Source organism: Nonomuraea sp. NPDC050022, assembly GCF_044460705.1.
In the GTDB taxonomy this organism is placed as follows: domain Bacteria; phylum Actinomycetota; class Actinomycetes; order Streptosporangiales; family Streptosporangiaceae; genus Nonomuraea.
The window spans coordinates 172,518-197,408 of record NZ_JBITKE010000018.1 but is presented as its reverse complement, the minus strand read 5'-3'; the positions used below and the strand labels follow the sequence as shown (position 1 = coordinate 197,408).

Here is a 24,891-nt window from a genome sequence, read left to right as displayed (position 1 = left end):
CTCCTTAGGCCGGTGACTGCTGCTGCACCTGGTCGAGTGCGTCCGCCGCCGTGGACTGGCCGTTGAAGGCCTGGATGCCGTACTGGGCCAGCAGCTTCTCCACCGGGTCCCAGTTCTTGGTCGTCCGGAACGGCTTCGCGGAGGCGTTGGCGGCGTCGAGGACCGGCTTGGAGCCCTCGAAAGCGTTCTCGTACCACTTGTTCTGTACGGACTTGCGCGCCGGGTAGGCGCGCCCGACCGCGCCGAGCTGCCCGAGCACCTCGGCGCTGGTCATCGTGCTGACCGCCTTGAACGCCTCGTCGGGGTACGGGCAGGACTGGGAGATGCCGAAGCCGGACCCGGCCGTGTAACTCTTGGTCCCGTCTGGACCGGCGGGGATGGTGGCCAGGCCGACACCGAACTTGGCCTTCGCCTTGAGCTCCAGAACGGACCAGGGGCCGTTCACCGACATCGCCGCGTTGCCGTTGAGGAACTGGGTCTCGGTGAAGTTGTTGTCCACGCCGGGTATCTTGGGCGAGACTCCCTGCTTGGCGGTCAGGTCCGCGTACCACTGGAAGCCGGTCTTCATCTGCTCAGTGGTGAGGGTGAGCTTGCCGGACTCGTCCATCGGCTCCGCGTTGCCGGTCTTGGCGAGGATCATCGAGAACATCCCCAGGGCCGAGGGGTAGCCCACGAAGCCGTACTTGCCGCCGGTGGTCAGCTTCTTGGCCGCCGCCTCGAAGTCGGCCACGCTCCAGCCGACCTTCGGCTCCGGCACACCGGCCGCCTTGAACATGTCCTTGTTGTAGGTGATGATCAGCGAGCCGACATCGTAGGGCAGCGCGTACTGCTTGCCGCCCGAGGCCAGCCCGGCCATGATCGAAGTGTCGAAGTCGGCGGTGTCCAGGCCGTTCTTCTTGATCAGGTCGTCCAAGGGACGCATGCCGCTGACGTAGCCGCCCGTGCGCAGGCTCTGCATCGAGACGACGCACGGAGCGCTGCCACCGGCGAGGCGGGTGCCGAGCTTGGTGAAGTAGTCCTTGAAGGGCGAGGTCTCGAGCGTGATCTTGATGTTCGGGTACTTCTGGGTGACCTGGTCGGCCACTTTCTGCCAGGCGTTTCGGTCCTCGGTTCCGGACGCCCACATCCCCCAGGTGAGCGTGACCGCACCGTTGCTCGCCTTGTTGCCTCCCGCCGATTCCTGGCCGCCGCCTCCACAACCGGCCGTTAGTCCCCCCGCGATGACCACCGCTGTTGCGACCGCCAGCGATCTCCGACCGCTATACATCTGCCTGCCCATCGCAGCTCCACTCAATAAGCTCGGGGCCGAGTTAATTGATCCGAAACTAGGGCGTAGCAATCCGTAATGTCAATGAGCTCGTGATAGGAAATATCCGATGACTGCTCGCCGAACAGCCGGTCGTGGCGATCTGACCCGCGTCGAGATCCTGGCGCTTCTCGGCACTGCGGGCGCCCTGGACCGCCGTCAGATCGCGGCCCGGCTCAAGCTCGGCGACGCGACCGTTCACGAACACACGAGACGCCTTCTGGCCTGCGGTTATCTGCGGACTCTCAGTCCACAGGCCGGGGTGGTGGGCCGGCCGCGCATTCCCCTTCAGGTCGTGCCTGAGGCCGCCGCGACCATCGGCGTGCGCGTCGCGACCGACCACCTCGTCACGGTGGTCGCGGGTCTGGATGGACGACTGCTCACATCCGATGTATCGTCCTTCGACTGTCACGCAGACCCGCTCACCCAGCTACTCACTGTCATCGACCGGCGATTGGCCGACCCTGTCCTGGGCCCCAGGCTCAAGGCCGTGGGCGTGGCCGTACCGGCTTCCGTTGATGCGGGCTATATCCGGTTCTGTCCCCGCTTTGGGTGGAGCAACCTTCCCCTCGGCGAACGGCTGCGCGCCGAGCTGCCGATCCCGGTGCTCGTCGACAACGACCTGACGGCCAGCACCACCGCCGAGCTCCTGTATCGGGCGGGACTTGAGCACGACGACTTCCTGGTGCTCGGTATTGGCGACGGGGTGGGGGTCGGCGCGGTTCTGCGGCGGCGGGTGCACCGCGGTCCGGGCGGGCTGTCCGGCGAGTTCGGCCACACGCCGGTCGCCGCCACCGGCCCGCGCTGCGCCTGCGGCGCGCGGGGCTGCCTGGAGACCTTCACCAGCGACGACGGGATCCTGCGCGCCGCCCGTCGCGAGGGCCTGGCCGAGGCGTCCACCACCATCGAGGAGCTCCGCTCGCGGTGGGTCGCCGGTGAGCGGTCGCTGGCCCGGGTGCTCGCCAAGGTCGGCGCCATGCTCGGGCGGGCCGTCGCCGGCGTCGTCAACCTGCTCGGCACGCCCACCATCGCGATCATCGGCGAGAACCACGTTCTCTGGCCGGGCCTGGAGCCCGGGTTCTCCGTGGTGATGCGGACCAGTCAGGTCACCGCGGCCCACCGCGTCCAGGTGATCGTCCGTCCGTGGAGTGACGCCCAGCATGCGCTCGGCGCCGCCGGTCTGGCGCTCGCCGCTCCGGAAACGCTCTTCATCTGACGAGCTTGCGTCATCGCTATTCAGCGTTTCTATGTACTAGTAGTCAGCATTGCTGGGTAGTTGAAGAGGTGTTCCATGGGCAAGCAGGCGACGGAGATGCTCAAGGGGACGCTGGAGGGCATCGTCCTGGCGATCCTGTCCAGCCGGTCCGCGTACGGCTACGAGATCACGGCGTGGCTGCGGAAGCAGGGCTTCTCCGACATCGCCGAGGGCACCATCTACGCGCTGCTGGTCAGGATCGAGCAGCGCGGCCTCGTCGACGTGGAGAAGGTCCCGTCCGAGAAGGGTCCGCCGCGCAAGGTGTACTCCCTCAATGACCAGGGACGGGCCTACCTCGAAGAGTTCTGGAGGACCTGGAGCTTCCTCACCGAACGGCTCGAACAGCTCCGCGAGAGCAATGATCGAAACCTGTGGATCTGAGGGGAAGGGGTGTACCTTCCCGAATCATCTGATCAAGGTTTCGAGATAGGCCGACGTTGCCGCGTCGGTCGGGAAGGCACACCCCGTGTCGCTCACCGTAGTGCCCGAACTGCCCGCTGACGACCACTCGCCGACGTCCTCCTCCTCGTTGATCGACCAGATCGTCCGCGAAGGTGCCCGCAAGATGCTGGCCGCCGCGCTACAGGCCGAGGTGGACACCTACATCGCTGCCTTCGCCGACGAGCGCGATGAGAACGGCCGCCGCCTGGTCGTACGCAACGGCTACCACGCCCCGCGCCACCTGCTCACTGGCGCGGGCGCGATCGAGGTCAAGGCTCCACGGGTCAACGACAAGCGCACCGACGAGGAGACCGGCGAGCGCCGGCGATTCTCCTCCGCGATCCTGCCCGCCTGGGCGCGCAAGACCCCGCAGGTCACGGAGGTGCTGCCGCTGCTGTACCTGCACGGCCTGTCCTCGGGGGACTTCGTGCCCGCTCTGGGCCAGTTCCTCGGCTCGACGGCGGGCCTGTCCGCGTCGGTGATCACCCGGCTGACCGAGACCTGGAAGGCCGAGCAGCGGGCCTTCGGCGACCGGGACCTGTCCGGGGTGGACTACGTCTATCTGTGGGTGGACGGCATTCACGTCAACATCCGACTGGAGGAGCACAAGCTCTGCCTGCTGGTGATGATCGGCGTGCGCGCCGACGGCCGCAAGGAACTCGTCGCCCTGACCGACGGCTACCGCGAGTCGGCCGAGTCGTGGGCCGACCTGCTGCGTGACTGCAAGCGGCGCGGCATGCGCGCGCCGGTACTCGCGGTCGGGGACGGTGCGCTCGGCTTCTGGTCGGCGCTGGGTGAGGTGTTTCCGCAGACCAGAGTCCAGAGGTGCTGGTTCCACAAGATCGCGAATGTGCTCGGGGCGCTTCCGAAATCGGCCCACCCGGCGGCCAAGAAGGCGCTGGCGGAGATCTGGAACGCCGAGGACAAGGACCACGCTCTCGCCGCGGTGAAGGACTTCCGGGCCGCCTACGGCACCAAGTACCCCAAGGCGGTGGCCAAGGTAGTCGACGACCTCGACGAGCTGCTGGCCTTCTACGACTATCCCTCAGAGCATTGGGTTCATCTCCGTACGACCAACCCGATCGAGTCGACCTTCGCGACCGTCCGACATCGCACCAAGGTCACCAAGGGGCCGGGCTCACGAGCTGCTGGGCTCGCGATGGCCTTCAAGCTCATCGAGTCGGCGCAGAAGCGCTGGCACGCAGTCAACGCACCCCACCTCGTCGCCCTGGTCCGCGCCGGAGCGGCCTTCGTCAAGGGCAAGCTCGTCGAGCGGCCGGACGAAGCGCCCTCCGAGGAGGAGTCGCCCATCGCCGCTTAAAAGATCTTGATCCACAAGTATTGACGATTGCTCCTCCGCCCCCGAAGGAGGAAAGCAGACATGACCACAGAGTCATCAGGCCGCTATCCCTGGCCGGCCACCTTGTCCAAGAAGGAGTACAGGTTCGCCCGGATGCGGGCGACCTTCTCCTCCAGGCTGAGGGACTCATCGATGATCCCGCCCCCTGCCGCCTCCTTCTTCCCGCGCGTGTAGAGGGAGCAGGCCAGGTCGGTGCACAGGTAGTGCCCGACCGAGTTGCCCAGGCGGCCGGCTTCGCCGGTTCGGCGCGCGGTCATCAGCGCCACGCCGCCGTTGGTGTGCGTGGTCAGGCACAGCGAGCACATGCTGCGCGAGGTGAAGCCGCGCGACGCGCCGGATGCCACCCGCAGCGCGATGCCGACGAGGGGGCCGTCGCGTTCGGCGACCAGGTAGGCGCGTTCGGGCGCACCCGGATCTCGCCACCCGAGGAAGTCGAGGTCTTCCCAGGGATGGTCCGCGAGGTCTTTGGGGACGTTCAGCCGCTTGGTCTCTCCCTTGGAACAGTTCACGAATGATGTACGGATGTCGCGCTCGGTGATTGCTCTCATGGGCGGGGAGGCTAGCTTCCTTACAGGTATTATGCAAATACTTAAGGCCTGTAAGTTAACGGAGAAGGGCGGCACATGGCACGCGCGGGATTGACCGCCGAACGCCTGACCAGGGCGGCGGCGGACCTGGCCGACGAGATCGGTTTTCAGAACGTGACCGTCTCGGCGCTCGCACGCGGTTTCGACGTCAAGCCTGCGGCCCTGTACTCGCACGTCAAGGACGTGCAGGCCCTAAGGGTGGGGGTGGCGTTGCTGGCCCTGGCGGAGCTCGCCGACAGGGCCGCCGCCGCCCTGGCCGGCCGCGCGGGCAAGGACGCGCTGGTGGCCTTCGCGAACGCCTACCGGGGCTACGCGAAAGAGCATCCGGGCAGGTACGCCGCGATGCAGATCGAGCTCGACAGAGCGGACACCAGCGCGGGGCGTCCGCACTCGGACATGACCCGCGCGATACTGCGCGGATACGCGCTCTCGGAGCCCGATCAGACGGACGCGGTACGCATGCTGCACAGCACGTTCCATGGCTACGTGAGCCTGGAGACGGCGGGCGGGTTCCGCCGCCACCCTCGTGACGTGGACGCTTCGTGGTTCAGAGCGCTGGACGCCCTCGACGCCGTTCTCCGCAACTGGCCGCCGGCCTGAGCTTATTCATTGGCCGCTTCAGGACGCGGGGTGCGATCATGGAGCGATGGCGACGACCTGGGACGAAGCATTCGCGAAGCGGTACCAGGAATGGTCGAGTCATATGACGGCCGACGTGGACTTTTACGTTGGCCTCGCACGCGAGGCGGACGGGCCGGTGGTCGAGCTGGCGATCGGGGACGGGCGGGTCGCGATCCCGGTGGCGCGGGAGACCGGCCGGCGAGTCGTCGGGATCGATGTCTCACCGGCGATGCTCGCGCAAGCCCGCACCCGTGCGGCCGAGGCCGGTGTGGAACTCGACCTGCGCGAGTGCGACATGCGCGACTTCGCCCTGGACGAGCCCGCGGCGCTGATCTACTGCCCGTTCCGATCACTCCAGCACCTGCCGACCTGGGCCGACCGTCGCCGTACCTTCGAGCGGGTCGCCGCCTCGCTCCGGCCGGAGGGGCGGTTCGCCTGGAACGCCATCGCCTTCGACCATCGGATCGCGGTCCAGCTCGACGGCGCGCGGCAGGAGAAGCCCGTACCGCACACGGTTCGTTACGCGGTTGGCGACAACCGCGTCGACCTTGTCCTCGACGACGGCGCGAAGAGCTCCTTCTGGTGGGCGACGAAGAACGAATGGCTCGGGCTTCTGGATGTCGCCGGACTTGAGGTGGAGGCGCTCTACGGCGGGTTCGCCCGCGAGCCGTTCACCGAGGACAGCCGCGAGTATGTGTTCGTCGGCCGCCGACGGCCCTCCTAGGATTCTTGGAGCCCCGGAGCATCGTCCCCATCGCGAAAGCGCCGAGCACGCAGCCGATCTGCGCGAGGGCGAGAGAGGTGGGCAGGGAAGGGAGCCTCCCGAGGTCGCCCAGCGCCGCTGCGGGCAGGAACAGCAGCAGCGACGCGCGCCGTCCCACCACGGACCTGGCCGCGTATCCCGCTGCCGCCGCCATGATGATGAGCCACGGCACCGGTTTCCAGAGTGCGATCTCATAGTTGGTGGCGCTGTCGAGCAGGTGCCTGCCGACCTTGCTGGCGGCCAGCCCGATCAGGCCGAACGGCATCCAGAGCAGGACCGTGCGCCAGGGGATGTGCGACGCACCCTTGCGGGCCGGACCGGTGAAGGCGACGGCGACCGCCACCAGTTGCGCCAGAAGGGGCAGGGCGACGTTCGGTAGTGCCATGGGCAGGAAGAAGGGCGATGTGCCGACGTGCAGGAGGAACGCCAGCGCGCCCAGTGCGGCGATCCCCCGGTCGCGAAACGCGACCGCGAGCACGGGCAGGGCGAAGACGATGACCGGCCGAGCCCAGAACAGGATTGACCCCGGTTCTTGCGCCCAGTGGTGAAGCAGGCCGAACCCGATGCTCGGTGCCAGGAAAATGATCTGGCGGGCCAGCGTGTCGGTCAGGATGAGCAGCGGCCACAGCGCCGCACCCACGGCCACGGCGTCCCGCCAGGCGGGCGCCGACACCGTACCGAAGGCCCGCCGGCAGTGCACACGAACCGCGCCGGCCAGCAGATCGGCCGTGTCGGCGAGGTGCGGGCGGGTCTGTCCGGGCCGTGATCCGGCCAGGAGTACGCCGATCATGTCCTCCTCGTGCCGGGTGCGGTGATCGTGGGGATAGCAGGCCAGGAGCCGCCGGTATCGGGCTTCGAGGGAGGTCACGCCATTCCTCCGAGGCCGGCGGCGCGCAGCCGGGTGGATGCCGCTCGCGCGTGACGGCGCATCCGCTCGGCCTCCGCCGCCAGCCGGGTCGCCCCGTCATCGGTCAGCCTGTAGTAGCGCCGGACCCGGCCGTCCACGATCTCCTCGCGATCCTCGGCGATGAGGCCCTCTTCCTGCAGGCGGTCGAAGGCGGCGTAGAGGGTCCCGGCGCGCAGCCGCACCCGGCCCTCGGAGATCTGTTCGACGTCGGTGATGAGGCCGTAGCCATGTTGGGGGCCGGCGGCGAGCGCGGTAAGGATCAGGAAAGTGGGCTCCTGCATCGATCTCATTCGAGCATCATATACCGATGATCTTTCCATGAGGGCGGCGCAGGGGGTGGCGCGTCCCACCTCGTCCATGTCACACTCACTGTTATAGAACTCTATGAAGAGTTATAGAACGAGGTGAGTGTGTGATGCGAGAGATGTCGCCATGGCGGGAGCCCGTCCCGGTGGGCGGGACGATGGGCGAGCCTGAGGCGCGAGGCCGATTCGGCGAGTACGGCGGGCGGTACGCGCCGGAGTCCCTGGTGGAGGCGTGCCGCGAGGTGGACGAGGCGTTCCGGGAGGCACGGGCGGATGCGGGCTTCCGCGGCGACCTGGCGGAACTGCTCGCCTTGCACGCCGGACGGCCGACCCCGCTCACACCGGCCCGGCGGCTGTCGCAGGAGCTGGGCGTGCGGCTGTACCTCAAGCGCGAGGACCTCACCCACACCGGGTCACACAAGATCAACAACGTGCTTGGCCAGGCCCTCCTCGCCACCCGGATGGGACGGCGCAGGCTGATCGCCGAGACGGGAGCGGGCCAGCACGGGGTGGCCACCGCGACCGCCGCCGCACTACTCGGGCTCGAAGCCACGGTCTTCATGGGCGAGCGCGACATCGAGCGGCAGGCGCTGAACGTCTTCCGGATGCGCATGCTGGGCGCCGAGGTGATCCCGGTCACCACGGGCAGCCGCACGCTCAAGGACGCGACCAGCGAGGCCATGCGGCACTGGGTGGGCGTCACCGGCGACTCCCACTACTGCGTCGGCTCGGTCATCGGGCCGGATCCGTACCCATGGATGGTCAGGGAGTTCCAGCGGGTCATCGGCGACGAGGCCCGCGCGCAGTGCGCCGCCGAACTGCGGACCGGCGTGCCGGACCACGTGGTCGCGTGCGTCGGCGGCGGATCCAACGCGGCCGGTACGTTCGCCGGCTTCGCCGACACCTCGGCGCGCTTCGTCGGTGTCGAGGCGGAGGGCGGCGCCGGTGCGGCCCGCGGCAGGCTCGGCGTCCTGCACGGCTGCCGCTCGCTGTTCCTGCAGGACGACGACGGGCAGATCGTCGAGGCGCACTCCATCGCCCCCGGCCTCGACTACCCGGGGGTCGGCCCGGAGCATGCTCACCTGCGCGAGCTGGGCCGGGCCCGGTACGTCACGGTGGCCGACGAGGAGGCGGTCGGCGCGGCGCTACGGCTGGCGCGCACCGAGGGGATCGTCCCGGCGCTCGAATCGGCGCACGCCCTCGCCTGGGTGATCCGCGCGGCGGGTGACGGCGACCTGGCCGCCGGATCGACGGTCCTGATGACGCTGTCCGGCCGGGGCGACAAGGACATCTCTACCCTGAAGGAGCTGCTGTGACGGACATCCTGGCCCCGGGCGAGGTCGAACGCCACCTGCGTGCCCGCCGGGACACCGGTCGCGGTCTGCTCATGCCGTACATCACCGGGGGCATCACGCCCGGCTGGACGCGATACCTGCAGGCGTTCGCCGCGGCCGGCGCGGACGCGATCGAGGTCGGCCTGCCGTTCTCCGACCCCACGCTCGACGGCGTCACCATCCAGCAGGCGAGCAGCGTGGCACTGGCCCGGGGGGCGAGCACCCGCCGGATCCTCGCCGACCTGGCCGAGGTCCAGAGCGTGGGCGTGCCGCTGGTCGCCAGCACCTACTACAACCTGGTGCTGCATGACGGGCCCGAGACGTTCTGCGCCGCGCTGCGCCGGGCCGGCGTCGGCGGCCTGATCGTGCCCGACCTGCCGGTACACGAGGCGGACGAGCTGACGGACGTGGCCGCCGCCGCCGGGATCGAGCTGGCCCTGCTGACGTCGCCGTCGACGCCGCAACCGAGGCTGGCGGAGATCTCACGCCGCAGTCGCGGATTCGTCTACGCGGTGTCGGTGATGGGCACCACCGGCGAGCGGGCCGACCTCGCCGCCTCGGCGGCGGAGCTCACCGCGCGGATCAAACGCGGCACCGACCGGCCGGTCTTGCTAGGATTTGGCATTTCCACGCCTGACCAGGCGCGGGAGGCAGGTCGGCAGGCCGACGGCGTGGTGGTCGGCGCCGCGGTCATGCGGCGGGTGCTCGACGGGGCGGGGCCGGACGACCTGCGGGCCTTCCTCGCGACCCTGCGCCAGGCCCTTGACCAGGAGGGTGACCGACCACGATGACTCCCGACGCCAGGCCCTCGACCAGGAGTGACGCACCAGGATGACCCCCGACGCCGGGCATGAGGCGAGATACCGCGCCATCGCCGCCGACCTCGCCGCGAAGATCCGGTCGGGACACTACGCCCCCGGTGCGGCCCTGCCCCCGCAACGGGAGCTGAGCACCTCCTACGGGGTGACCCTCATGACGCTGCGCCAGGCGTTGCGGGAGCTCAGCGACGAGAAGCTGATCGTGCAGCGGCCCGGCAAGGGCACGTTCGTGGCCCCGGCCCATCTGGCGTACCAGCTCGGCTCGCTCCGCAGCCTGGCCGACGATCTGCGGGAACAAGGCCACGACGTACGCACCGTGGTGGCCGGGCGGGCGATGCGCCGGGCCCCCGCCCGGATCGCCGCGGAGCTGCGGCTGCCTCCCGGCGACACCGCCCTGCGGCTGGAGCGGGTCCGCGAGTTCGCCGGCCGTCCCGCCGTACACCAGGTGTCCTGGGTACGCCGGCCGGCGGCCGACCAGATCCGCGACCGCGACTTCACCGCCGTCTCCCTCTACACGGCGCTCGCCGAGGCGGGAGTGGCGGTGGCCCGGGCGTCAGAGGTGGTCCGGCCCGGCCTGCTCGACCCCGCCGCCGCGCGCCGCCTGCACGAGCCCGAGGGCAGTGCCGTGCTCGTCAGCACCCGGATCGCCTATACGCCCGACGCCGTTCCCGTCGTGTCCGACCATGCCACCATCCTGGGCACCATGATGGAGATCCGCACCGAACGCGCCGCGACCGGCCTGTCCCTCACCTGGCGCGCCACCAGCTAGGTGGCGGCGCGCCAGCGAGAGTATGAGCCCGAGTATTACGACGGGTAGCACTCTCGCCGCATCGGCCGTAGCATACGGATCATGGCCAAGGAGAGAACATCCGTCAGCATCGCCCCGTGGGTCCTGGAGGCGGTACGCAAGCACGCTGAGGCGAACGGGCTCAGCGTTTCCACCGTCCTGGAGCGCGGAGCCCTTCGCGAGATCGCCGCCACCCACAGCGCGGCCGCCCGCGCCAAGGTCTACGGCGAAAGCGCCCACCAGGAAGCCGACGAGCGGATCGTCGCCGACGACACCGCGCGGGCCGCCGACGAGCGCCGCGGCGAGGCCGCGTGAGCCACCGATTCGGCGAGCTGTGGACCGTCCAGCTCGGCGACCGTGAGGAAGTCCGGCTCGTCGTGACCGGCGACTTCTACCACACGCTCTACAACGACAACGTGCTCACCGCCCACGTCGAGGCCGCCGACCTGGCGCACGCCCTGACCGCCTTCGTCGTCGACGTCGGCGACGACCGAGCCGCCATGATCGACCGCATCAGCACCGTGGCGGCCACCCGGCTCAAGAGCAAGGTGGGCGACCTGCCCGAGGCCCAGCTCGCCGCCGCGCGCAGCATGCTGGGCACGATCTTCTCCGTCACGGGATGACGCGCCGCCGGCGCGGCGCGGACCGCGGCGGCGGGCGGGCCTACCTCCCCCGCCGCGCGAGGTCGGCGACAGGGACCCGGCTGAGCTGCACATCCTCCTTGTTGGTGCCGTAGGCCGCGTACAGAGAGCCCTTCCACACGATGCTCTTCGGGTAGCTGTACCCGGCGTTCTTGTACAGGCCCTCGTAGCGGCGCGGCTGCAGGTCCTCGGCGGTGCGCAGGTTGTAGGCCTTGTCGAAGGTCACCCCGTCGGCGCTGGTCAGCACCGTCAGGGGGTACCTGTTGCGGGTGCCGGTCGGGTTGCCCACCAGGTAGGCGGTGCCGTCCGGCAGGTTCCCCGCGCTCTGCTTGGTGCGCGAGTCGGGCACGTTGGTCTCCACCGACGCCGACCAGGTCTCGCCGTCGTCGGTGCTCACCGCGGCGAGCTTGCGCAGGGTTCCGCCGCCCTGGTCGCGGAAGACCATCACGATCGAGCCGTCCGGGCGCCGGTACCAGCTCGGCTCCAGCTCGCGGCTCATCTCCGGGGTGTTCGGCTGGTTGGTGAAGTCGCCCTGCTTCCAGCCGGAGACGCCGAGCGGGTCGTCGGTGTAGTACGGCTTGACGAACAGGCCGGGCTGCATGTGGAACGCGGTCAGCACCCGCCCGCCCGGCAGCGCCTTCACGTCCTGCTCGATGATGCCGTTCACCGGCTGCCCGTCGGCTCCGGTCACCCGGCGGGGGCTGCTCCAGTGCCGGCCGTCCCTGCTGGTCACGTACTCGGTGTAGCCGCCGCGCGGGGTCAGGCCGCGTGGCCAGACGTTGAGGTAGGCGACGAGGGTCCGCCCGTTGGTCCACCAGCCGCCGCTGGAGGTGTAGCCGTCGGTGCGCGGCGCGGTGAGCGGGATCTGCTTCGACCACCTCTTCCCGTCTTTGCTGGTGGCGTAGGTGACGATCGTGTCGGGCGCGTCCTCGTCCACGGCGGAGCTCTGCCACTGCGCGTACAGCCGTCCCTTGAACGGTATGAGGACGACGCCGTGGTTGTACTTCCGGTCTTCGGCGCCGGGCGCGAAGACCGTGATGGTCTCGGCGCGCGCGGCGCGGTCCAGGCCGAGCGTGGCGGTGTTGGAGGTGTCGATGAGCCCGTCGGGCACCTTCAGCGGCGGGCCGTCCGTGGTGGCGTGCGCCGGGGCGGCGGACAGGGCGAGGAGGGCCGCCAGGGCGAGGGCGGCGGTGCGGACAGAGGGGTGTGAACGCGTACGCGTCATGGCATTCTCCATTTGGCTGGATGCGAAGCGATCAAGGTGGTCAGTGGTGGAGCGGGAGGTCGCGGGCGAGCCGCCGCAGGGCCTCCTGGTCGGGTTCCGGGATCGGCATGCGGGAGCGGCCGACCGGCCGCCCGGCGAGGCGGTGCACGGCGAGCATCCGCGTCGGCTCGCCGCGGATCGCGTCCACCACCTCGTCCACGTCGCCCCGCAGGCGCGCCACGGCGCCGACGTCCGCGCGCTCCAGTGCGGCTCGCATCGCGACGAACGGCTTGGCGAACGCCGACGCCACGCCGGACACGATCCCGTCGGCGCCCGCGGCGGCCGCCGCCGCGTAGTCGGCGTCGCTGCCGGTGTAGATGAGGAACCCTTCGGGCAGGCGGGCCCGGTACGAGGCGATCGTGTCGAGCGATTCGCCGCTGACCTTCACCCCCACGACGTTCGGCAGGCCCGCGAGCCGTACCAGCAGTTCCTCGTCCACCGCCACGCCGGTGCGTGCCTCGAAGAGGTAGACGAACATGTCCAGCCCGGCGGCGTCCGCGCTGACGTCCCGGAAGAACGCGTAGACCTCTTCGGGTGGCGTCGGCAGGTAGAACGGGGTGAGCACGGCGATCTCGCGGGCGCCGGCCGCTCGCGCGCCCGCGATGAGTCGCGACACCTCGTACCGGCTGGCGGCCCCGACGTGCACGATCACGCGGATGCCGGGCAGCACCTCCACGGCGAGCGCCGCGACGGCGTTGCGCTCCTCTATCGACAGGGCCGGGAACTCGCCGGTCGTGCCGAGCACGAGCGCCCCCTGGACCCCGGAGCCCGCGACGTACGCGAGGATCTCACGGGTCCCGGCCAGGTCGAGTGCGCCGTCCTCAGCGAACGACACGGGTACGGCGGCGATGATGTCATGTGACGAGGTTTCAGTCATGGATCTTTCGCGGGAGATGGGGGATACGGGGAGATATGCGGATCAACCGGCGGCGTACGCCTCGTCCATCGAGGCCAGCACCTGCTTGGCGTCCGCCTGTCCGGAGAAGAGCTGCTGGATCCCGGCGAAGTGAGCGGCCTGCACCTGCGCGTTGGGCCAGCCGGAGTCCGGGAAGGGCGCGGTGTGACCGGCGGCGATGATGTCGATCGCCGCCCGCACGGCCGGCGCCGCCTCGACCTCGGCCCCCTGGATCGCGGGTATGCCGGGCGCGGTGTCGAACCAGACCTTGATGGCCTCCGGCGTGGCCAGCCAGTCGACGAAGCCGAGGCCGTTCACCCTGTTCTTGGCCTTGTCGTTGACCGCGAAGCTCACGCCGATGCCCCGCGGGACCGGGTTGGTGCCGCTGTCACCGCCGGGCAGGGGGAAGAACCCGAACTCCGCGTCCTTCGGGGCGGTCGAGGTGATCTGCGAGTACGAGGCGAGCACCTGCACCACGCCGACGGCCTTCCCGGTGTTGACCAGGTTGTAGGAGGCGGTCACGTCGGTGCCGAGCGGATCGGCGTTGAAGCAGCCCGCCTTGCTCATCTCCAGGTACTTGGTGAAGGCGGCCTCCCAGCCGGAGTCGGCGAAACGCGCCTGCTGCTTCGCCATCTTGTCGTTGAACGACGGGTCGGCGGCGTAGAGGTCGGCCAGGTAGCCGGCCTTCTGCAGGATGGAGATGGCGCCGGGATTGCCGCTGCCCGGCCACACCGTGAACACGTCGGGCGCCGTCCCCGACGACAGTTGGGTACGCAGCGTCGTCTGGTACTGCGCGGTGTCGGCCACGGTCACGTTGATGTCGAGGCCGGTCTTCTTCTTGTACGCCTCGACCACCGCCTGCATCGGCGCCTGGTTGTTCGACGTCGTGGCGATGGTGAGCGCCTTGGGCTTGTCGTTGCTCGACGCCTGCGGCTGCGACCCGCAGGCGGTCAGGGTCAGCGCCGCCGCGGCGAGAGCGGCGATCTTCCGGTTGAACATGCTGGTCGTACTCCAGGGGGGTCGAAGGGAAATCAGTGGATCGGCGTCACAACGGGCGTTGCGGCTCCGGCCGGGAAGCGGAAGGTGTAGCTTCCCGACGCCAATCGCAGCCGGGTGCACTCCGGCCGCTCCGCCTGGAGGATGACCCCTTCCGAACGGGTGACGGCCTCGCCACCTTCCGTGATCATCGCCACTGAGGGCACCGGGAGCACGGCCTCGGCGGCCGCTCCCGGCGGTATCAGGACCGACCATTCGCACCACCCCGCCTCGTCGCGGCGCCAGGAGCTGGCAACGCGCCCGCGAGGGGTGTCGATCGCGCCGCGCGCCCAGTCGAGGGAGGTGTGGAGCTGCGGCGCGAGCCGGATGTCGGCGTACCCGGCCGAGCCGGGCGCCTGCCCGATGCCGAGCACCCCGGTGAACAACCACTCGCCGACCGCGCCGAGGGAGTAGTGGTTGAAGCTGTTCATCCGCGGCGACTGGAAACCGCCCTCCGGCGTCCAGCCGTCCCAGCGCTCCCAGATCGTCGTCGCCCCGTTGCGCACGGAGAACAGCCACGACGGGTAGCGGTCGTCGTTGATCAGCGCGTACGCCAGATCTGAGCGGCCGATCGCGGTCAGCACTGGGCACAGCAGCCCGACGGTGATGAATCCCGAGGTGAGGGAGACGCCGCGGCGTTCGATCGCCGCCACGAGCCGCTCGGCGACGGCACCGCGCTCCCCCGCCGCGCACAGGTCGAAGGCGAGGGTGAGCAGGTAGGCGCCCTGGGTGTCGCCGTGCACCCGGCCGTCGGGGCCGACGAACTCCGCCCGATAGGCCGCGCGGACGCGCTCGGCGAGGCCGGCCAGTTCCCGCGCCTCGGCGTCGCGCCCGAGCACGGCGAGGCTGCGCGCGGTCAGCTCGGCGCTGTGCGCGAAGTAGGCGGTGGCCACCACGTCCTTCGGGGTCTCCGCGCCGACCTGCAGCCAGTCCCCGTAGTTGTTGCCGACGCGCTCGCGCCAGATCAGCCCGGGATTGTGCCGTTCGACGTGCCGTACCCAGGCGACCATCGCGTCCACGGACTCCCGCAGCACGTCGGCGTCGCCGCTCGCGCGGTAGAGGTGCCAGGGGATCGTCACCCCGCCGTCGCCCCAGGCCGGCGCGCCCTCCCGCAGGTGGATGAGGCGGGGCGAGAGGTCGGGGAACGCGCCGTCCGCGGACTGGCCGAGGCGCACGTCCCGCAGCCAGCGGCGCAGCAGCGGGGCGACGTCGGCCAGCAGCAGCGCGGTCGGCGTGAACACCTGCGCGTCGGCCAGCCAGCCGAGCCGCTCGTCGCGCTGCGGGCAGTCGGTCGGAATCGACACGAAGTTGCCCCGCAGACTCCAGGTGATGTTCGAGGCCAGCGCGTTCAGGTCCGCGCTGGAGCTCTCGAACGCGCCGGTCAGCGCGAAGCCGTTGTGCAGCACGACCGCCTCGACCTGCTCGGGGCCGAGCTCCCCGGTCAGGCCGGAGACCTCCGCGTAGCGGAAGCCGTGCAGGGTGAAGCGGGGCTCGAACACCTGCGCCGGCGAGCCGTCGGTCCAGAAGACGTCCACGGGTTCGGCGGTGCGCAGGTTCGCCGTGTAGAGGTCGCCGTGCTCGTCGAGCACCTCGGCGTGGGTGAGCTGGACCCGGGTGCCGGCGGGCTGGCCCGTCAGGGTGAGGGCGACGCGGCCGACTACATTCTGCCCGAAGTCGACCACGAACCGCCCGCCGCCCCGCGGCGTCACCGCGACCGCGGGCACCCGGCCCGTCACCCGCACCGCCGGGTCGGCCTCCGGGACCAGCGTGGAGGTGTCGCGGGAGGCCACCACCGCCGCCGACCAGGTCGAGGTGTCGTGTCCCGGCAGTTCCCAGCCAGGTTCGGCGCGGCGCGAGTCCTCGTACTGGCCCATCAGCAGGTCGGCGTAGAGGATGTCGCTCGGCGACTCCTTCCACCCCTCGCCGCTGACGATCGACCGGCGCGACCCGTCCGCCCCGTCCACGTCGAGCTGCACCAGCAGCTCGGGCTCGGTGCCGTAGTGCTGCGCCTGGTGGCGCCGGTCGGTGCCGATGAAGCCCACGTACCAGCCGTCGCCCAGCAGCGCCGCGACCGTGTTGCGGCCGGGCCGCAGCAGGGCGGTCACGTCCCAGGTCTGGTACGTGATCCGCTCCCGATACTCGGTCCAGCCCGGCACCAGCTCGTCCCGCCCGACCCGACGGCCGTTGACGTAGAGCCGGTACACGCCCTTCGCCGACGCGTGCACCCGGGCCGACGCCGGCGCCTCGGTCAGGTCGAAGCCGTGGACGAAGCGGCGTACCGGCTGCAGCTTGTTCACCGTGTAGCTGATGTCGGTGTCCTGTGGCGGCGAGGCCACCTGGCGGTAGATCGGGTTGCGGCCGATCCACGCGGCCCGCCACTCCCCCGCGTGCACCACCCCGGTGCCGAACCGGGCCCGCGCCACCGTACGCGCGCCCGTCTCGTCCTCGACCTCGACCTCCCATTCGTAGGCCGACGACGTCACCAGCGGCCCGCCGCCGTAGCGGGCGCCGACAGTGCTGTCCGACTCCACCACGCCGGAGTCCCACACCAGCACCGCGCCGCCGGTCGCCGGCAGGTGCCGCACCCGGACACGGTAGGAGCGCTGGCGCGCGCCACGCCGCTCCGACTCCAGCCGCCAGGAGAACGAGGGCGCGGCGACGACGCCCAGCGGCTCCTGCTGCCCGCCGGTCCGCAGCTCGTAAGGTCGCAACCCGGTCATCCCTTCAGCCCTCCCGCGAAACCGCTGATGATCCTGCGTTGCAGCAGGAAGTAGACGACCAGCACCGGCAGGATGCTGATCACCAGGCCGGCGAACACGATCGGCCAGTTGGATACGTACTGCCCGACGAAGGCGTACAGCGCGACCGTCACCGTCTGTCGCGGCGTCCCGCTCAGATACAGCAGCGGGACCAGGAAGTCGTTCCACACGGTGATCGCGTTCAGGATGACGACGGTGCCGGTGACCGGGCGCAGCAGCGGGAAGATGACGCTGCGGAAGGTACGCAGCGCGCCCGCGCCGTCGATCGAGGCCGCCTCCTCGTACTCCCTCGGGATCGCGCGCAGGAAACCGGTGTAGAGGAAGATCGAGAACGGCACCTGCATGCCGGCATAGAGGATCACCAGCGCCCACAACGAGCCGAGCAGCCCGACGTCGCGCATGGTCTGGTAGAGCGGGATGAGTGCCACCTGGAACGGGATCAGCATGCCGGCCAGCACCAGCCAGAAGACCGTGGACGACAGCTTCGAGGTGATCCGCGCCAGCGGGTAGGCCGCCATCGAGGAGATGACCACGATCAGCACCACGCTGACGCCCGTCACGATCGCGCTGTTGACCAGCGCGCCCGCCAGGCCCGCCTGCTCCCAGGCGGCGAGGTAGTTGTCGAAGGTCGGTGCCGTCACCGGCCGCAGCGGCGAGGAGGCGTCGCCGGCCGGCCGCAGGGACAGGTTGACCAGGATGTAGACCGGCAACACGAACACGAGGGCGGCCAGGAGCATGACGGCCTCGCGCGCGAACACGCCCTTGGTGTAGCGGAACATCAGCTCACCGCCTGCCGGTTGGACAACCGGTACTGCGCGACCGAGAACACCGCGACGATGACGGCCAGCACGAGGGCGAGCGCGATGCCGTACCCGAACTGGTCGAACTGGAAGGCCGACTTGTAGAGCAGCGTGGAGAGCGTCTCCGTCGCCCCACCCGGTCCGCCGCCCGTGAGCACGTACACCTCGGTGAACATCTTGAATCCGCCGATCAGGGTCAGCATCACGTTGATCGTGGTCGCCGTGGCCAGCAGCGGCCAGGTCACCGACCAGAAGCGGCGCCACGCGCCCGCGCCGTCCACCGCCGCCGCCTCGATCACCTCTGGCGAGATCGACTGCAGGCCCGCCAGGTAGATCACCATCGAGTAGCCGGCGTGCTGCCACACCACGATCATGACCACCGACACCGCCGCCCACGTCGGGTCGCCGAGCCAGCTCTGCCGCAGCGCGCCCAGCCCGACCGCCTCCAGCAGGCCGTTGACCGCGCCGTCCGGCGTGAGCATGAACTTCCACAGGTACGCGACCACCACCGGCGTGATCACGACCGGGGCGAAGAAGACCACGCGCAGCACGTTGCGCGTCTTCAGGCCCGTGTGCAGACCGACCGCGAGCAGCAGCCCGACGCCGTTCTGCAGCACCGTGATCGCGAGCGCGAAGATGAGCGTCATGGTCAGCGCTTCGAGCGAACTGTCCGAGGAGAAGATCCGCGCGAAGTTGTCGAGGCCGACGAAGTTGTAGTCCGGGGAGAGCCCGTCCCAGTCGGTGAAGGCGAGCGCCCCGCCGCGCAGGGTCGGCACCACGACGGCGAACCCGTAGAAGGCGAGCGCGGGCAGCGCGAACCACAGCAGCTTCCGCGACGGCGCCGCCCACCGCCGTCCGTTCGCGGCGCTTGGGTGGCCGGGCGCGCACGCATGGTGGGCCTCTTCGACGTGAGCACTCCGAAACCTTCCGTTCACTGTTAACGGTGGTCAGTTAACCGTTAACAAAGAGCGTGCGTCAAGACCGGCAGCCCTTGGGCCGGGCTCCTGCGATACCTTCGGCCGTAGCAGAATCCAGGGGGTCCCTGGCATGCTCACGCTGGCGTTCTCCGCCTACGACCTGACCTCCGTCAGGTTCGCGTACTCCCCGCTCAGGGAGGTCTCCGCCGGCATCCAAGCGCTGCGCACCCCCGCCGGGCGGCCCCTGAATCTGCCGTGGTTCAAGCAGGTAGGCCCCCTGATCGGCGGCGAGCCGGCCCTGCTGCTCGGCCTGATCCTGTACGCGCAGGCCTCGTACGTGCTGCCCTTGGCCTGGCCGCCGACGGACTCCCGGCATCCCCGTACGGTCTGCTCATCACCGTCAAGGGCGCGATCGTTGTGATCTTCCAGCCGCTGTTCATCTCCTGGCTGTCGCGCCTGCCCCGGCTGCCGGTCTGGTGGGCCTCGGCCTGGCCAGCCGGCCGTGGCACTACGTGGTCACGGTGGTGGTGTGGTCGATCGGCGAGATCGGCATGGCGGGCTTCGAGGCGGCACTGATCACCGACCTCACCCCGGACGGCGCCTACGGCACCTACCAGGCCCTTTATGGCTGGAGCATCGCCATCGCCCGCTTCGCCGGATGGGCCGTCGGCGCCGTACTGTTCCAGGCCGGGATGCTGTGGTGGGCCTGTGCCGCGACGGGCGTCCTGTGCGTGGTGTTCGTCTTCACCCTGATGCCCACCGTCGCGCGGCGGGAAAGGCAGGCTCAGTTCTGCGGTTTGCGCCACACGATGCTGTAGCGCAGCAGCAGGTGGCGGCGGTAGTGGGAGCCGGGCAGGATCTCCGCGGCCAACGCGCGCATCTGCGGATACGTCACCGGAGGCGGCCACACGGTAGGGGACGAATGCTGCCAGAGGCCCTTCCTGGCGCGGTGGAAAGTGCCGACCGCGACGCCGGCGAGGGCGCGCGGCAGGTCCCTGGGCATGGTGCTGCGGGCGAGGCCGACGATGGCCAGGACGCCACCGGGGCGCAGCAGATCGCGCATCCGGGCCAGCCCGCCGGCGGCGTCCATGTGATGCAGGGTGGCCACCGACGCGACGACATCGAACGAGGCGGGCTCGAACGGATGGGTGAGGAAGTCGCCGAGGACGTAGTCGACGTCGTCCGACTGCTCACGGGCCTGGTCGATGCTGGGCGCGTCGAGGTCGATACCGATGACCTGCGGCACGGCCCGCCGCAGTTCACGGGCGAGCATGCCTTCGCCGCAGCCGACGTCGAGCGCCCGCCGGGCTCCATCAGGGACGGCGTGGAGGATGCGGGGGTGGTAATGAATGTTGTGGTTCCATCGCCTGCGGCCCTTTTCTGGCATTTGATCATTTTGCCAGAGCTCCTGGTGAGTCAGCGTTGGCGCTCTTCGGCCGTCTGCGGAGCGTAGTGGGGGGTGGCCAGGTCCAGCAGGACCATGGCGTCGTAGTCGGGGGTGCCGGGCTCGGCGACGTACACGGCCAGGCGCTGGCCGGGAGTGCCTTCCAGGTGCATGCTCTGGACGTCGAGGGTGATCGTCCCGACGTGGGGGTGGCGGAAGGTCTTGCGGGCGTTCTTACGGCCGGTGACCTCGTAGCGTTCCCAGAGCTTGGCGAAGTCGGGGCTCTTGAGCAGGAGTTCGCCGACGAGGTTGGTGAGGTCGGGGGCGTCGGGGTCGGTGCCGGCCTGGGCGCGCAGCCGGGCCACGCAGCCGCGGATCTGGTTCTCCCAGTCGGGGAACAGCTCGCGGGCTGTGGGGTGGAGGAACAGGTAGCGGGCGAGGTTGCGTTGCTTGGCCGGCCAGTCGTCCATCCCGGCGTACAGGGCGAGCCCGCCGGGGTTGCAGGCGAGCAGGTCCATGCTGCGGCTGACGATGTAGGCCGGGTTCGGGCGCATGGTCTGCAGCAGGAGCTTCAGGTGCGGGCGGACCGTACGGCTGGGCGGGGGCGGCGGTTCGGGCGCGTAGTGGGCTGCCCGGGCGGCGAGGCCGCGCAGGTGCTCGTGCTCGTCCTCGTCCAGGCGCAGGGCGCGGCCGAGGGCGTCGATGACGGCGGGGCTGGGCCGGGTCTCCTTGCCGCGCTCCAGCCTGGTGTAGTAGTCGATGCTGACGCCGGCCAGGGTGGCGAGTTCCTCCCGGCGCAGGCCCGGGGTGCGGCGCAGGCCGGGACCGGCGGTCAGGCCGACCTCGGCAGGGGTGATCTGGGTACGACGGGCGCGCAGAAAGCGGCCCAGCTCGCTGCCGCCGGCGTCGTTGTGCTGCTCAGCCATGCTTTCAGTCTTACAGCCGCCGGCCGCGAACCGCGCGGCCGAGGGGGGCCCTGTCACACCCCTGAACGCGGCTCCCCGGCACAGCACGGTCTGCCACCGGGCGAATGCGCTGAGCACGATGGATGTTGGTGACGATGTCGCACTTCCTTTCGTCAGGAGATTCATCCCTTGTCCACCGCTACCCTTCCCACGTCCTCGATCGGTGATCTCGCCAACCGCCGTTTCGGATCTGGCCCGGCGCTGATCGCCGCGCTCCTGGGGTTCTTCGTGATCACCCTTGACGCGCTCGTCGTCAACGTCGCGCTGCCCGCCATCGGCCACGGCCTCGGGGGCGGCATGGCGGGGCTGCAGTGGGTCGTGGACGGCTACACGCTCATGTTCGCCGCGCTGCTGCTGTCGGCCGGGTCGGTGTCCGATCGGATCGGCGCACGGCAGGCGTACGCGGTCGGGCTGGCGGTGTTCGTCGCCTCCTCCGCCGCGTGCGGCCTGGCCCCGAATCTGGGCGTGCTGATCGCGGCACGTCTGGTGCAGGGCGCGGGTGCGGCGGTGATGCTCCCGGCCACGCTGGCGCTGATCCGTGAGGCGTTCCCCGACTCCGCCAAGCGGGCGTGGGCGATCTCCATGTGGGCGCTGGGCGGCTCGGTGGGGACGGCGGCCGGTCCGGTGGCCGGTGGCCTGCTGACCCTGATCGACTGGCGGATGATCTTCTTCGTCAACGTTCCCGTTGGGTTGACGGCGCTGTTCCTGCTCACACGCACCGCGCGTTCCCCGCGCCGGGAGGCGCCGATCGACTGGATCGGGCAGATCGCCGCGGTCGCGGCGATGAGTGCCCTGACGTACGGGGCCATCGAGGCCGGGGCCGTCGGCCTGGCCGCGCCCCCGGTGCTGCTCGCGTTGGCCATGGCCGTGGTGGCGGCCGTGGTGTTCGTGGTGGCGCAGGCGCGCGGGACGCATCCGATGGTGCCGCTGCCACTGCTGCGTTCGCGGACCATGGCGATCTCGGCAGCGGTGGGCTTCGCGATGAATGTCGGTTTCTACGGCATGATCTTCTTGCTCGGCCTGTACTTGCAGGAGATGCGGGGCCTGTCCGCGCTGTCCACCGGCCTGGCCTTCGTGCCGATGGCCCTGCTGACCGCCTTCGTGAGCCCGACCTCCGCGTGGTTGTCGGCGAGGTTCGGCGCACGGATGCCGATCATCACCGGGCAGCTTCTCATGGCGACCGGCCTGGCGATCCTCATCGCCGCCCCGGCGGCGGCGCCCACGTGGCTGCTGGTCGTACTCATGATCCCGGTCGGGACCGGCGGCGCACTGGCCGTACCGTCACTGACCGCGCTGCTGCTCGACCGGGTCCCCGCCGAACGCGCCGGAACCGCCGGCGGCGTGCTCAACGCCTCCCGCCAGACCGGCGGCGCGCTGGCCGTGGCGGTGTTCGGCGCCCTGGTCGCCGACCGGGCCGGCTTCGTGCCCGGCCTGCACACCGGCCTGCTGATCGCCGTGGCCGCGCTGGCGGCGACCGCCGCGGCCAGCCTGCTGCTCAAGCCCGTCCCCCGCGAGGGACGATCACACACATCAAGGTATCGATCCATTGGAGAGAGCAACGATGAAGCACATCAAACTGCGTGACCTGGACGTTTAGCGCTGGCTGCTGGCCCAGGGCGACGACATCGCTCCCATCCCCGGGACCAAGCGCGTGAGCCGGGTCGAGGAGAACACCGCCGCCGACGGCATCCGGTTGTCGGAGGAGCAGCTCGCGGCGCTCTCCAGCCTGCCCCCGGCCGCCGGCGACACCCACACCGAGGCCGGGCTGCGGATGCTGGAGCGCTGACCTACCCGCCTTCCCGCAATCCAAAGGAGCACCTCATGCGTGCAGCCGTGATGTACAGTGCCGGCGACGTCCGCGTCGAGAACCGGCCCGACCCGAAGATCCAGCAGCCCACCGACGCGATCGTCCGCGTGGTGCTGTCATGTGTGTGCGGCAGCGACCTGTGGCCGTACAAGTCCATGCCCGCCACCGGCACCGGACGCCCGATGGGGCACGAGTTCCTCGGCGTGATCGAGGACACCGGCTCCCAGGCGCGCACCCTGAAGACGGGCGACCTGGTCGTTACGCCGTTCACCTACTGCGACAACACCTGCGACTTCTGCCGCAAGGGCCTGCAGCCCTCCTGCCGCCACGGCGGCCGCTACGGCCTGGACGGCGTGGACGGCGGCCAGGGCGAGGCAGTGCGGGTCCCCCAGGCCGACGGCACCCTGGTCAAGCTCCCCGTGGAAGAGAACAGTCCGCTGCTGCCGTCCCTGCTGACGCTCTCGGACGTGCTGGGCACCGGCCACCACGGCGCCGTCACCGCCGGGGTCCGGCGCGGCGACCGCGTCCTGGTCATCGGCGACGGCGCGGTCGGCCTGTCCGCCGTGCTCGCCGCCAGGCGCCTGGGCGCCGAACAGATCATCCTCATGGGCAGGCACACCGACCGCACCGACCTGGGCCGCGACTTCGGCGCCACCGACGTCGTGGCCGAACGCGGCGACGAAGGCGCGACCCGGGTGCGCGAGCTGACCGGCGGCGACGGCGTCGACCGCGTCGTGGAGGCCGTCGGCGCCCTGGAGGCCCTGCGGACCGCCTTCGCCACTGTCATCGACGGCGGCACGATCAGCCGCCTGGGCGTTCCGCAGTACGAGGACGGCCCCATCGGCCCTGCCATGATCATGCGGAACATCGCCCTGACCGGCGGCGTCTCACCGGCCCGCGCCTATATCGAGGAACTCATGCCCGACATCCTGAACGGCGTCATCGACCCAGGCCGCGTCTTCGACCGCACCGTCGGCTTGGAGGAGATCCCCGACGCCTACCGCGCCATGGCCGACCGTGAAGCTCTCAAGGCGCTCATCCGCCCCTGATCTCTCCTCGCTCTGTTCGAAGAGCGGCAGGGGCGGAGTTGTCATCGGCACACTGCTGCGCTCGGCGTGCAGCCGAGTAGTAGTCCGGTCGGCAACTCCAAGCTGATGTCCGTATCGTGAGCCTCGGACGCGTTCAGCGGTCCGTTTCTCCCATTGGGCGCAGGTGAGTGATGTCGTTCAAGGCCGAGCAGATCGCGCGGCTGGCCGAGTCCGGGTGGTCGTGCTGCGAATCCGTGGCCGAAGCGGTGGCGCGGGCCGGGCTACCTGCGGTGACGCCTGACTACCTGGCGGCCGCGTTCTCCGACGATCTGTGGGAGGCCGCCGGGCGCGCGGTGCTCGCGCTTCGGAACCACTTCGCCTCGGCTCGCTTCGCGGAGGAGGCGATGTACGGGATTCTGCTGGTACCCGACCCTGGTCGGTTGGACACCCGGGGCCCGATGGCCGCGGCCATGCGAGCGGATCAGCTCGACACGCCCACCGAGGACGTGTTCGACGCGCGGCTGCCCGCAGGTGTCCTCGGCGTCCGACCCGGCAGGCCGTGGACCATGGTCGCCACGGTCACCGGGGTCTATGGGCCGTCTCTGGGTAGTCACCACCAGATCGTGGACGGGCCGGCGGCGTCGTTCACGGTGGCGGGCACGGACACCAGGACGCTGATGATCCGTCAGCTCTGGGGCGCCCGAGTCCTGCAAAGCGGGCGTGACCTGCCCGACTGCGAATCGAACGCGAGGTGGACGTTCACGCTGTTCCCCGGCGAGGGCCTCACCGAAGGCCATGCCGAATCCGGCACCGTGCTCAAGGGCAAGGTGCGTTTCCGGCTCGGCAAGCCCGACCGCGGCATCGGATCGGCGCGCGTGGCTCCCGCCATCGCCGTCACTTAGGGCGCCAGCG

Annotated in this window: 28 protein-coding genes; 16 read left to right on the top strand and 12 right to left on the bottom strand. The window is 70.1% G+C overall.

The window, feature by feature from the left end; translation table 11 throughout:
* Nucleotides 1-4 precede the first annotated feature (4 nt).
* The gene (locus ACIBO2_RS52660) at nucleotides 5-1,126 is read right to left on the bottom strand and encodes an ABC transporter substrate-binding protein (RefSeq protein WP_397304820.1); all 1,122 of its coding nucleotides are present in this window, start codon (nucleotides 1,124-1,126) and stop codon (nucleotides 5-7) included.
* A 250-nt stretch (nucleotides 1,127-1,376) separates the two neighbouring features.
* On the opposite strand from ACIBO2_RS52660, the gene ACIBO2_RS52655 reads away from it, so the two are divergent.
* The 3 genes from ACIBO2_RS52655 to ACIBO2_RS52645 all read left to right on the top strand — a co-directional run bounded on the left by ACIBO2_RS52655 (nucleotide 1,377) and on the right by ACIBO2_RS52645 (nucleotide 4,323).
* Nucleotides 1,377-2,522 (top strand): ROK family protein, encoded by a 1,146-nt coding sequence (locus tag ACIBO2_RS52655; protein ID WP_358548292.1) that lies wholly within the window; start codon nucleotides 1,377-1,379, stop codon nucleotides 2,520-2,522.
* 75 nt (nucleotides 2,523-2,597) lie between these two features.
* Complete coding sequence (locus ACIBO2_RS52650; protein ID WP_397304818.1) at nucleotides 2,598-2,942, top strand: PadR family transcriptional regulator; 345 nt, start codon at nucleotides 2,598-2,600, stop codon at nucleotides 2,940-2,942.
* 100 nt (nucleotides 2,943-3,042) lie between these two features.
* Nucleotides 3,043-4,323 (top strand): IS256 family transposase, encoded by a 1,281-nt coding sequence (locus tag ACIBO2_RS52645; RefSeq protein WP_397304850.1) that lies wholly within the window; start codon nucleotides 3,043-3,045, stop codon nucleotides 4,321-4,323.
* Nucleotides 4,324-4,406: 83 nt separating this feature from the next.
* Here ACIBO2_RS52645 and ACIBO2_RS52640 read toward each other — a convergent pair whose 3' ends face one another.
* On the bottom strand, nucleotides 4,407-4,910 hold the full coding sequence (locus tag ACIBO2_RS52640; RefSeq protein WP_358548287.1) for an FBP domain-containing protein: 504 nt from the start codon (nucleotides 4,908-4,910) through the stop codon (nucleotides 4,407-4,409).
* A gap of 75 nt (nucleotides 4,911-4,985) precedes the next feature.
* Here ACIBO2_RS52640 and ACIBO2_RS52635 point away from each other — a divergent pair, with 75 nt between their 5' ends.
* Both ACIBO2_RS52635 and ACIBO2_RS52630 read left to right on the top strand, forming a co-directional pair.
* Entirely contained in the window at nucleotides 4,986-5,549 is a 564-nt protein-coding gene (locus tag ACIBO2_RS52635; RefSeq protein ID WP_358548284.1) for a TetR-like C-terminal domain-containing protein, read from the top strand.
* Nucleotides 5,550-5,664: 115 nt separating this feature from the next.
* Nucleotides 5,665-6,294: a class I SAM-dependent methyltransferase gene (locus tag ACIBO2_RS52630; protein WP_397304817.1), complete on the top strand. Its 630-nt coding sequence runs from the start codon at nucleotides 5,665-5,667 to the stop codon at nucleotides 6,292-6,294.
* Here the strand turns inward: ACIBO2_RS52630 and ACIBO2_RS52625 are convergent.
* Complete coding sequence (locus ACIBO2_RS52625) at nucleotides 6,242-7,201, bottom strand: hypothetical protein (RefSeq protein WP_397304816.1); 960 nt, start codon at nucleotides 7,199-7,201, stop codon at nucleotides 6,242-6,244. The two genes, ACIBO2_RS52630 and ACIBO2_RS52625, sit on opposite strands and share 53 nt — an antisense overlap.
* Complete coding sequence (locus ACIBO2_RS52620) at nucleotides 7,198-7,530, bottom strand: helix-turn-helix transcriptional regulator (protein ID WP_358548276.1); 333 nt, start codon at nucleotides 7,528-7,530, stop codon at nucleotides 7,198-7,200. Before ACIBO2_RS52620 ends, ACIBO2_RS52625 begins: the two co-directional genes overlap by 4 nt.
* A gap of 125 nt (nucleotides 7,531-7,655) precedes the next feature.
* Between ACIBO2_RS52620 and trpB the strand changes: the two genes are divergently transcribed.
* From trpB to ACIBO2_RS52595, 5 genes are all read left to right on the top strand, one after another.
* Complete coding sequence (gene trpB, locus ACIBO2_RS52615; protein WP_397304849.1) at nucleotides 7,656-8,861, top strand: tryptophan synthase subunit beta; 1,206 nt, start codon at nucleotides 7,656-7,658, stop codon at nucleotides 8,859-8,861.
* Nucleotides 8,858-9,670: a tryptophan synthase subunit alpha gene (gene trpA, locus ACIBO2_RS52610; protein ID WP_397304814.1), complete on the top strand. Its 813-nt coding sequence runs from the start codon at nucleotides 8,858-8,860 to the stop codon at nucleotides 9,668-9,670. Before trpB ends, trpA begins: the two co-directional genes overlap by 4 nt.
* Nucleotides 9,671-9,710: 40 nt before the next feature.
* On the top strand, nucleotides 9,711-10,466 hold the full coding sequence (locus ACIBO2_RS52605) for a GntR family transcriptional regulator (RefSeq protein ID WP_397304813.1): 756 nt from the start codon (nucleotides 9,711-9,713) through the stop codon (nucleotides 10,464-10,466).
* An 81-nt stretch (nucleotides 10,467-10,547) separates the two neighbouring features.
* On the top strand, nucleotides 10,548-10,799 hold the full coding sequence (locus tag ACIBO2_RS52600; RefSeq protein WP_358548269.1) for a hypothetical protein: 252 nt from the start codon (nucleotides 10,548-10,550) through the stop codon (nucleotides 10,797-10,799).
* Nucleotides 10,796-11,107, top strand: coding sequence for a type II toxin-antitoxin system PemK/MazF family toxin (locus ACIBO2_RS52595; RefSeq protein WP_357955136.1), 312 nt, complete (start codon nucleotides 10,796-10,798; stop codon nucleotides 11,105-11,107). Before ACIBO2_RS52600 ends, ACIBO2_RS52595 begins: the two co-directional genes overlap by 4 nt.
* Nucleotides 11,108-11,147: 40 nt before the next feature.
* Here the strand turns inward: ACIBO2_RS52595 and ACIBO2_RS52590 are convergent, their stop codons facing one another.
* The 6 genes from ACIBO2_RS52590 to ACIBO2_RS52565 are packed head-to-tail and all read right to left on the bottom strand — an operon-like array spanning nucleotide 11,148 to nucleotide 18,813.
* Nucleotides 11,148-12,350: a sialidase family protein gene (locus ACIBO2_RS52590; protein WP_358548267.1), complete on the bottom strand. Its 1,203-nt coding sequence runs from the start codon at nucleotides 12,348-12,350 to the stop codon at nucleotides 11,148-11,150.
* Between the two features lie 40 nt (nucleotides 12,351-12,390).
* Nucleotides 12,391-13,266, bottom strand: coding sequence for a dihydrodipicolinate synthase family protein (locus tag ACIBO2_RS52585; protein WP_358548264.1), 876 nt, complete (start codon nucleotides 13,264-13,266; stop codon nucleotides 12,391-12,393).
* Between the two features lie 42 nt (nucleotides 13,267-13,308).
* A complete protein-coding gene (locus tag ACIBO2_RS52580) occupies nucleotides 13,309-14,283 on the bottom strand; it encodes an extracellular solute-binding protein (protein WP_397304812.1) in 975 nt (324 codons plus the stop codon).
* 32 nt (nucleotides 14,284-14,315) lie between these two features.
* A complete protein-coding gene (locus ACIBO2_RS52575) occupies nucleotides 14,316-17,039 on the bottom strand; it encodes a family 78 glycoside hydrolase catalytic domain (protein ID WP_397304811.1) in 2,724 nt (907 codons plus the stop codon).
* Nucleotides 17,036-17,857 (bottom strand): carbohydrate ABC transporter permease, encoded by an 822-nt coding sequence (locus tag ACIBO2_RS52570; RefSeq protein ID WP_358548256.1) that lies wholly within the window; start codon nucleotides 17,855-17,857, stop codon nucleotides 17,036-17,038. Before ACIBO2_RS52570 ends, ACIBO2_RS52575 begins: the two co-directional genes overlap by 4 nt.
* Complete coding sequence (locus ACIBO2_RS52565) at nucleotides 17,857-18,813, bottom strand: carbohydrate ABC transporter permease (protein ID WP_397304810.1); 957 nt, start codon at nucleotides 18,811-18,813, stop codon at nucleotides 17,857-17,859. The genes ACIBO2_RS52570 and ACIBO2_RS52565 overlap by 1 nt, the downstream gene beginning before the upstream one ends.
* A 112-nt stretch (nucleotides 18,814-18,925) precedes the next feature.
* Between ACIBO2_RS52565 and ACIBO2_RS52560 the strand changes: the two genes are divergently transcribed.
* Nucleotides 18,926-19,216, top strand: a complete 291-nt coding sequence (locus tag ACIBO2_RS52560; RefSeq protein ID WP_358548249.1) for a hypothetical protein — start codon at nucleotides 18,926-18,928, stop codon at nucleotides 19,214-19,216.
* A 55-nt stretch (nucleotides 19,217-19,271) separates the two neighbouring features.
* The gene (locus tag ACIBO2_RS52555; protein WP_358548246.1) at nucleotides 19,272-19,613 is read left to right on the top strand and encodes a hypothetical protein; all 342 of its coding nucleotides are present in this window, start codon (nucleotides 19,272-19,274) and stop codon (nucleotides 19,611-19,613) included.
* On the opposite strand, the gene ACIBO2_RS52550 is transcribed toward ACIBO2_RS52555, so the two are convergent.
* Entirely contained in the window at nucleotides 19,580-20,182 is a 603-nt protein-coding gene (locus ACIBO2_RS52550; RefSeq protein WP_358548243.1) for a class I SAM-dependent methyltransferase, read from the bottom strand. The two genes, ACIBO2_RS52555 and ACIBO2_RS52550, sit on opposite strands and share 34 nt — an antisense overlap.
* Nucleotides 20,183-20,211: 29 nt before the next feature.
* Nucleotides 20,212-21,105: a helix-turn-helix transcriptional regulator gene (locus tag ACIBO2_RS52545; RefSeq protein ID WP_358548240.1), complete on the bottom strand. Its 894-nt coding sequence runs from the start codon at nucleotides 21,103-21,105 to the stop codon at nucleotides 20,212-20,214.
* A gap of 168 nt (nucleotides 21,106-21,273) precedes the next feature.
* On the opposite strand from ACIBO2_RS52545, the gene ACIBO2_RS52540 reads away from it, so the two are divergent.
* The 4 genes from ACIBO2_RS52540 to ACIBO2_RS52525 all read left to right on the top strand — a co-directional run bounded on the left by ACIBO2_RS52540 (nucleotide 21,274) and on the right by ACIBO2_RS52525 (nucleotide 24,881).
* Nucleotides 21,274-22,728, top strand: a complete 1,455-nt coding sequence (locus ACIBO2_RS52540) for an MFS transporter (protein ID WP_397304809.1) — start codon at nucleotides 21,274-21,276, stop codon at nucleotides 22,726-22,728.
* Nucleotides 22,729-22,795: 67 nt separating this feature from the next.
* Complete coding sequence (locus tag ACIBO2_RS52535) at nucleotides 22,796-22,930, top strand: hypothetical protein (RefSeq protein ID WP_397304808.1); 135 nt, start codon at nucleotides 22,796-22,798, stop codon at nucleotides 22,928-22,930.
* A gap of 35 nt (nucleotides 22,931-22,965) precedes the next feature.
* Entirely contained in the window at nucleotides 22,966-24,000 is a 1,035-nt protein-coding gene (locus ACIBO2_RS52530) for a zinc-binding dehydrogenase (RefSeq protein WP_397304807.1), read from the top strand.
* Nucleotides 24,001-24,170: 170 nt separating this feature from the next.
* The gene (locus ACIBO2_RS52525) at nucleotides 24,171-24,881 is read left to right on the top strand and encodes a hypothetical protein (RefSeq protein WP_358548221.1); all 711 of its coding nucleotides are present in this window, start codon (nucleotides 24,171-24,173) and stop codon (nucleotides 24,879-24,881) included.
* Nucleotides 24,882-24,891: the final 10 nt, after the last annotated feature.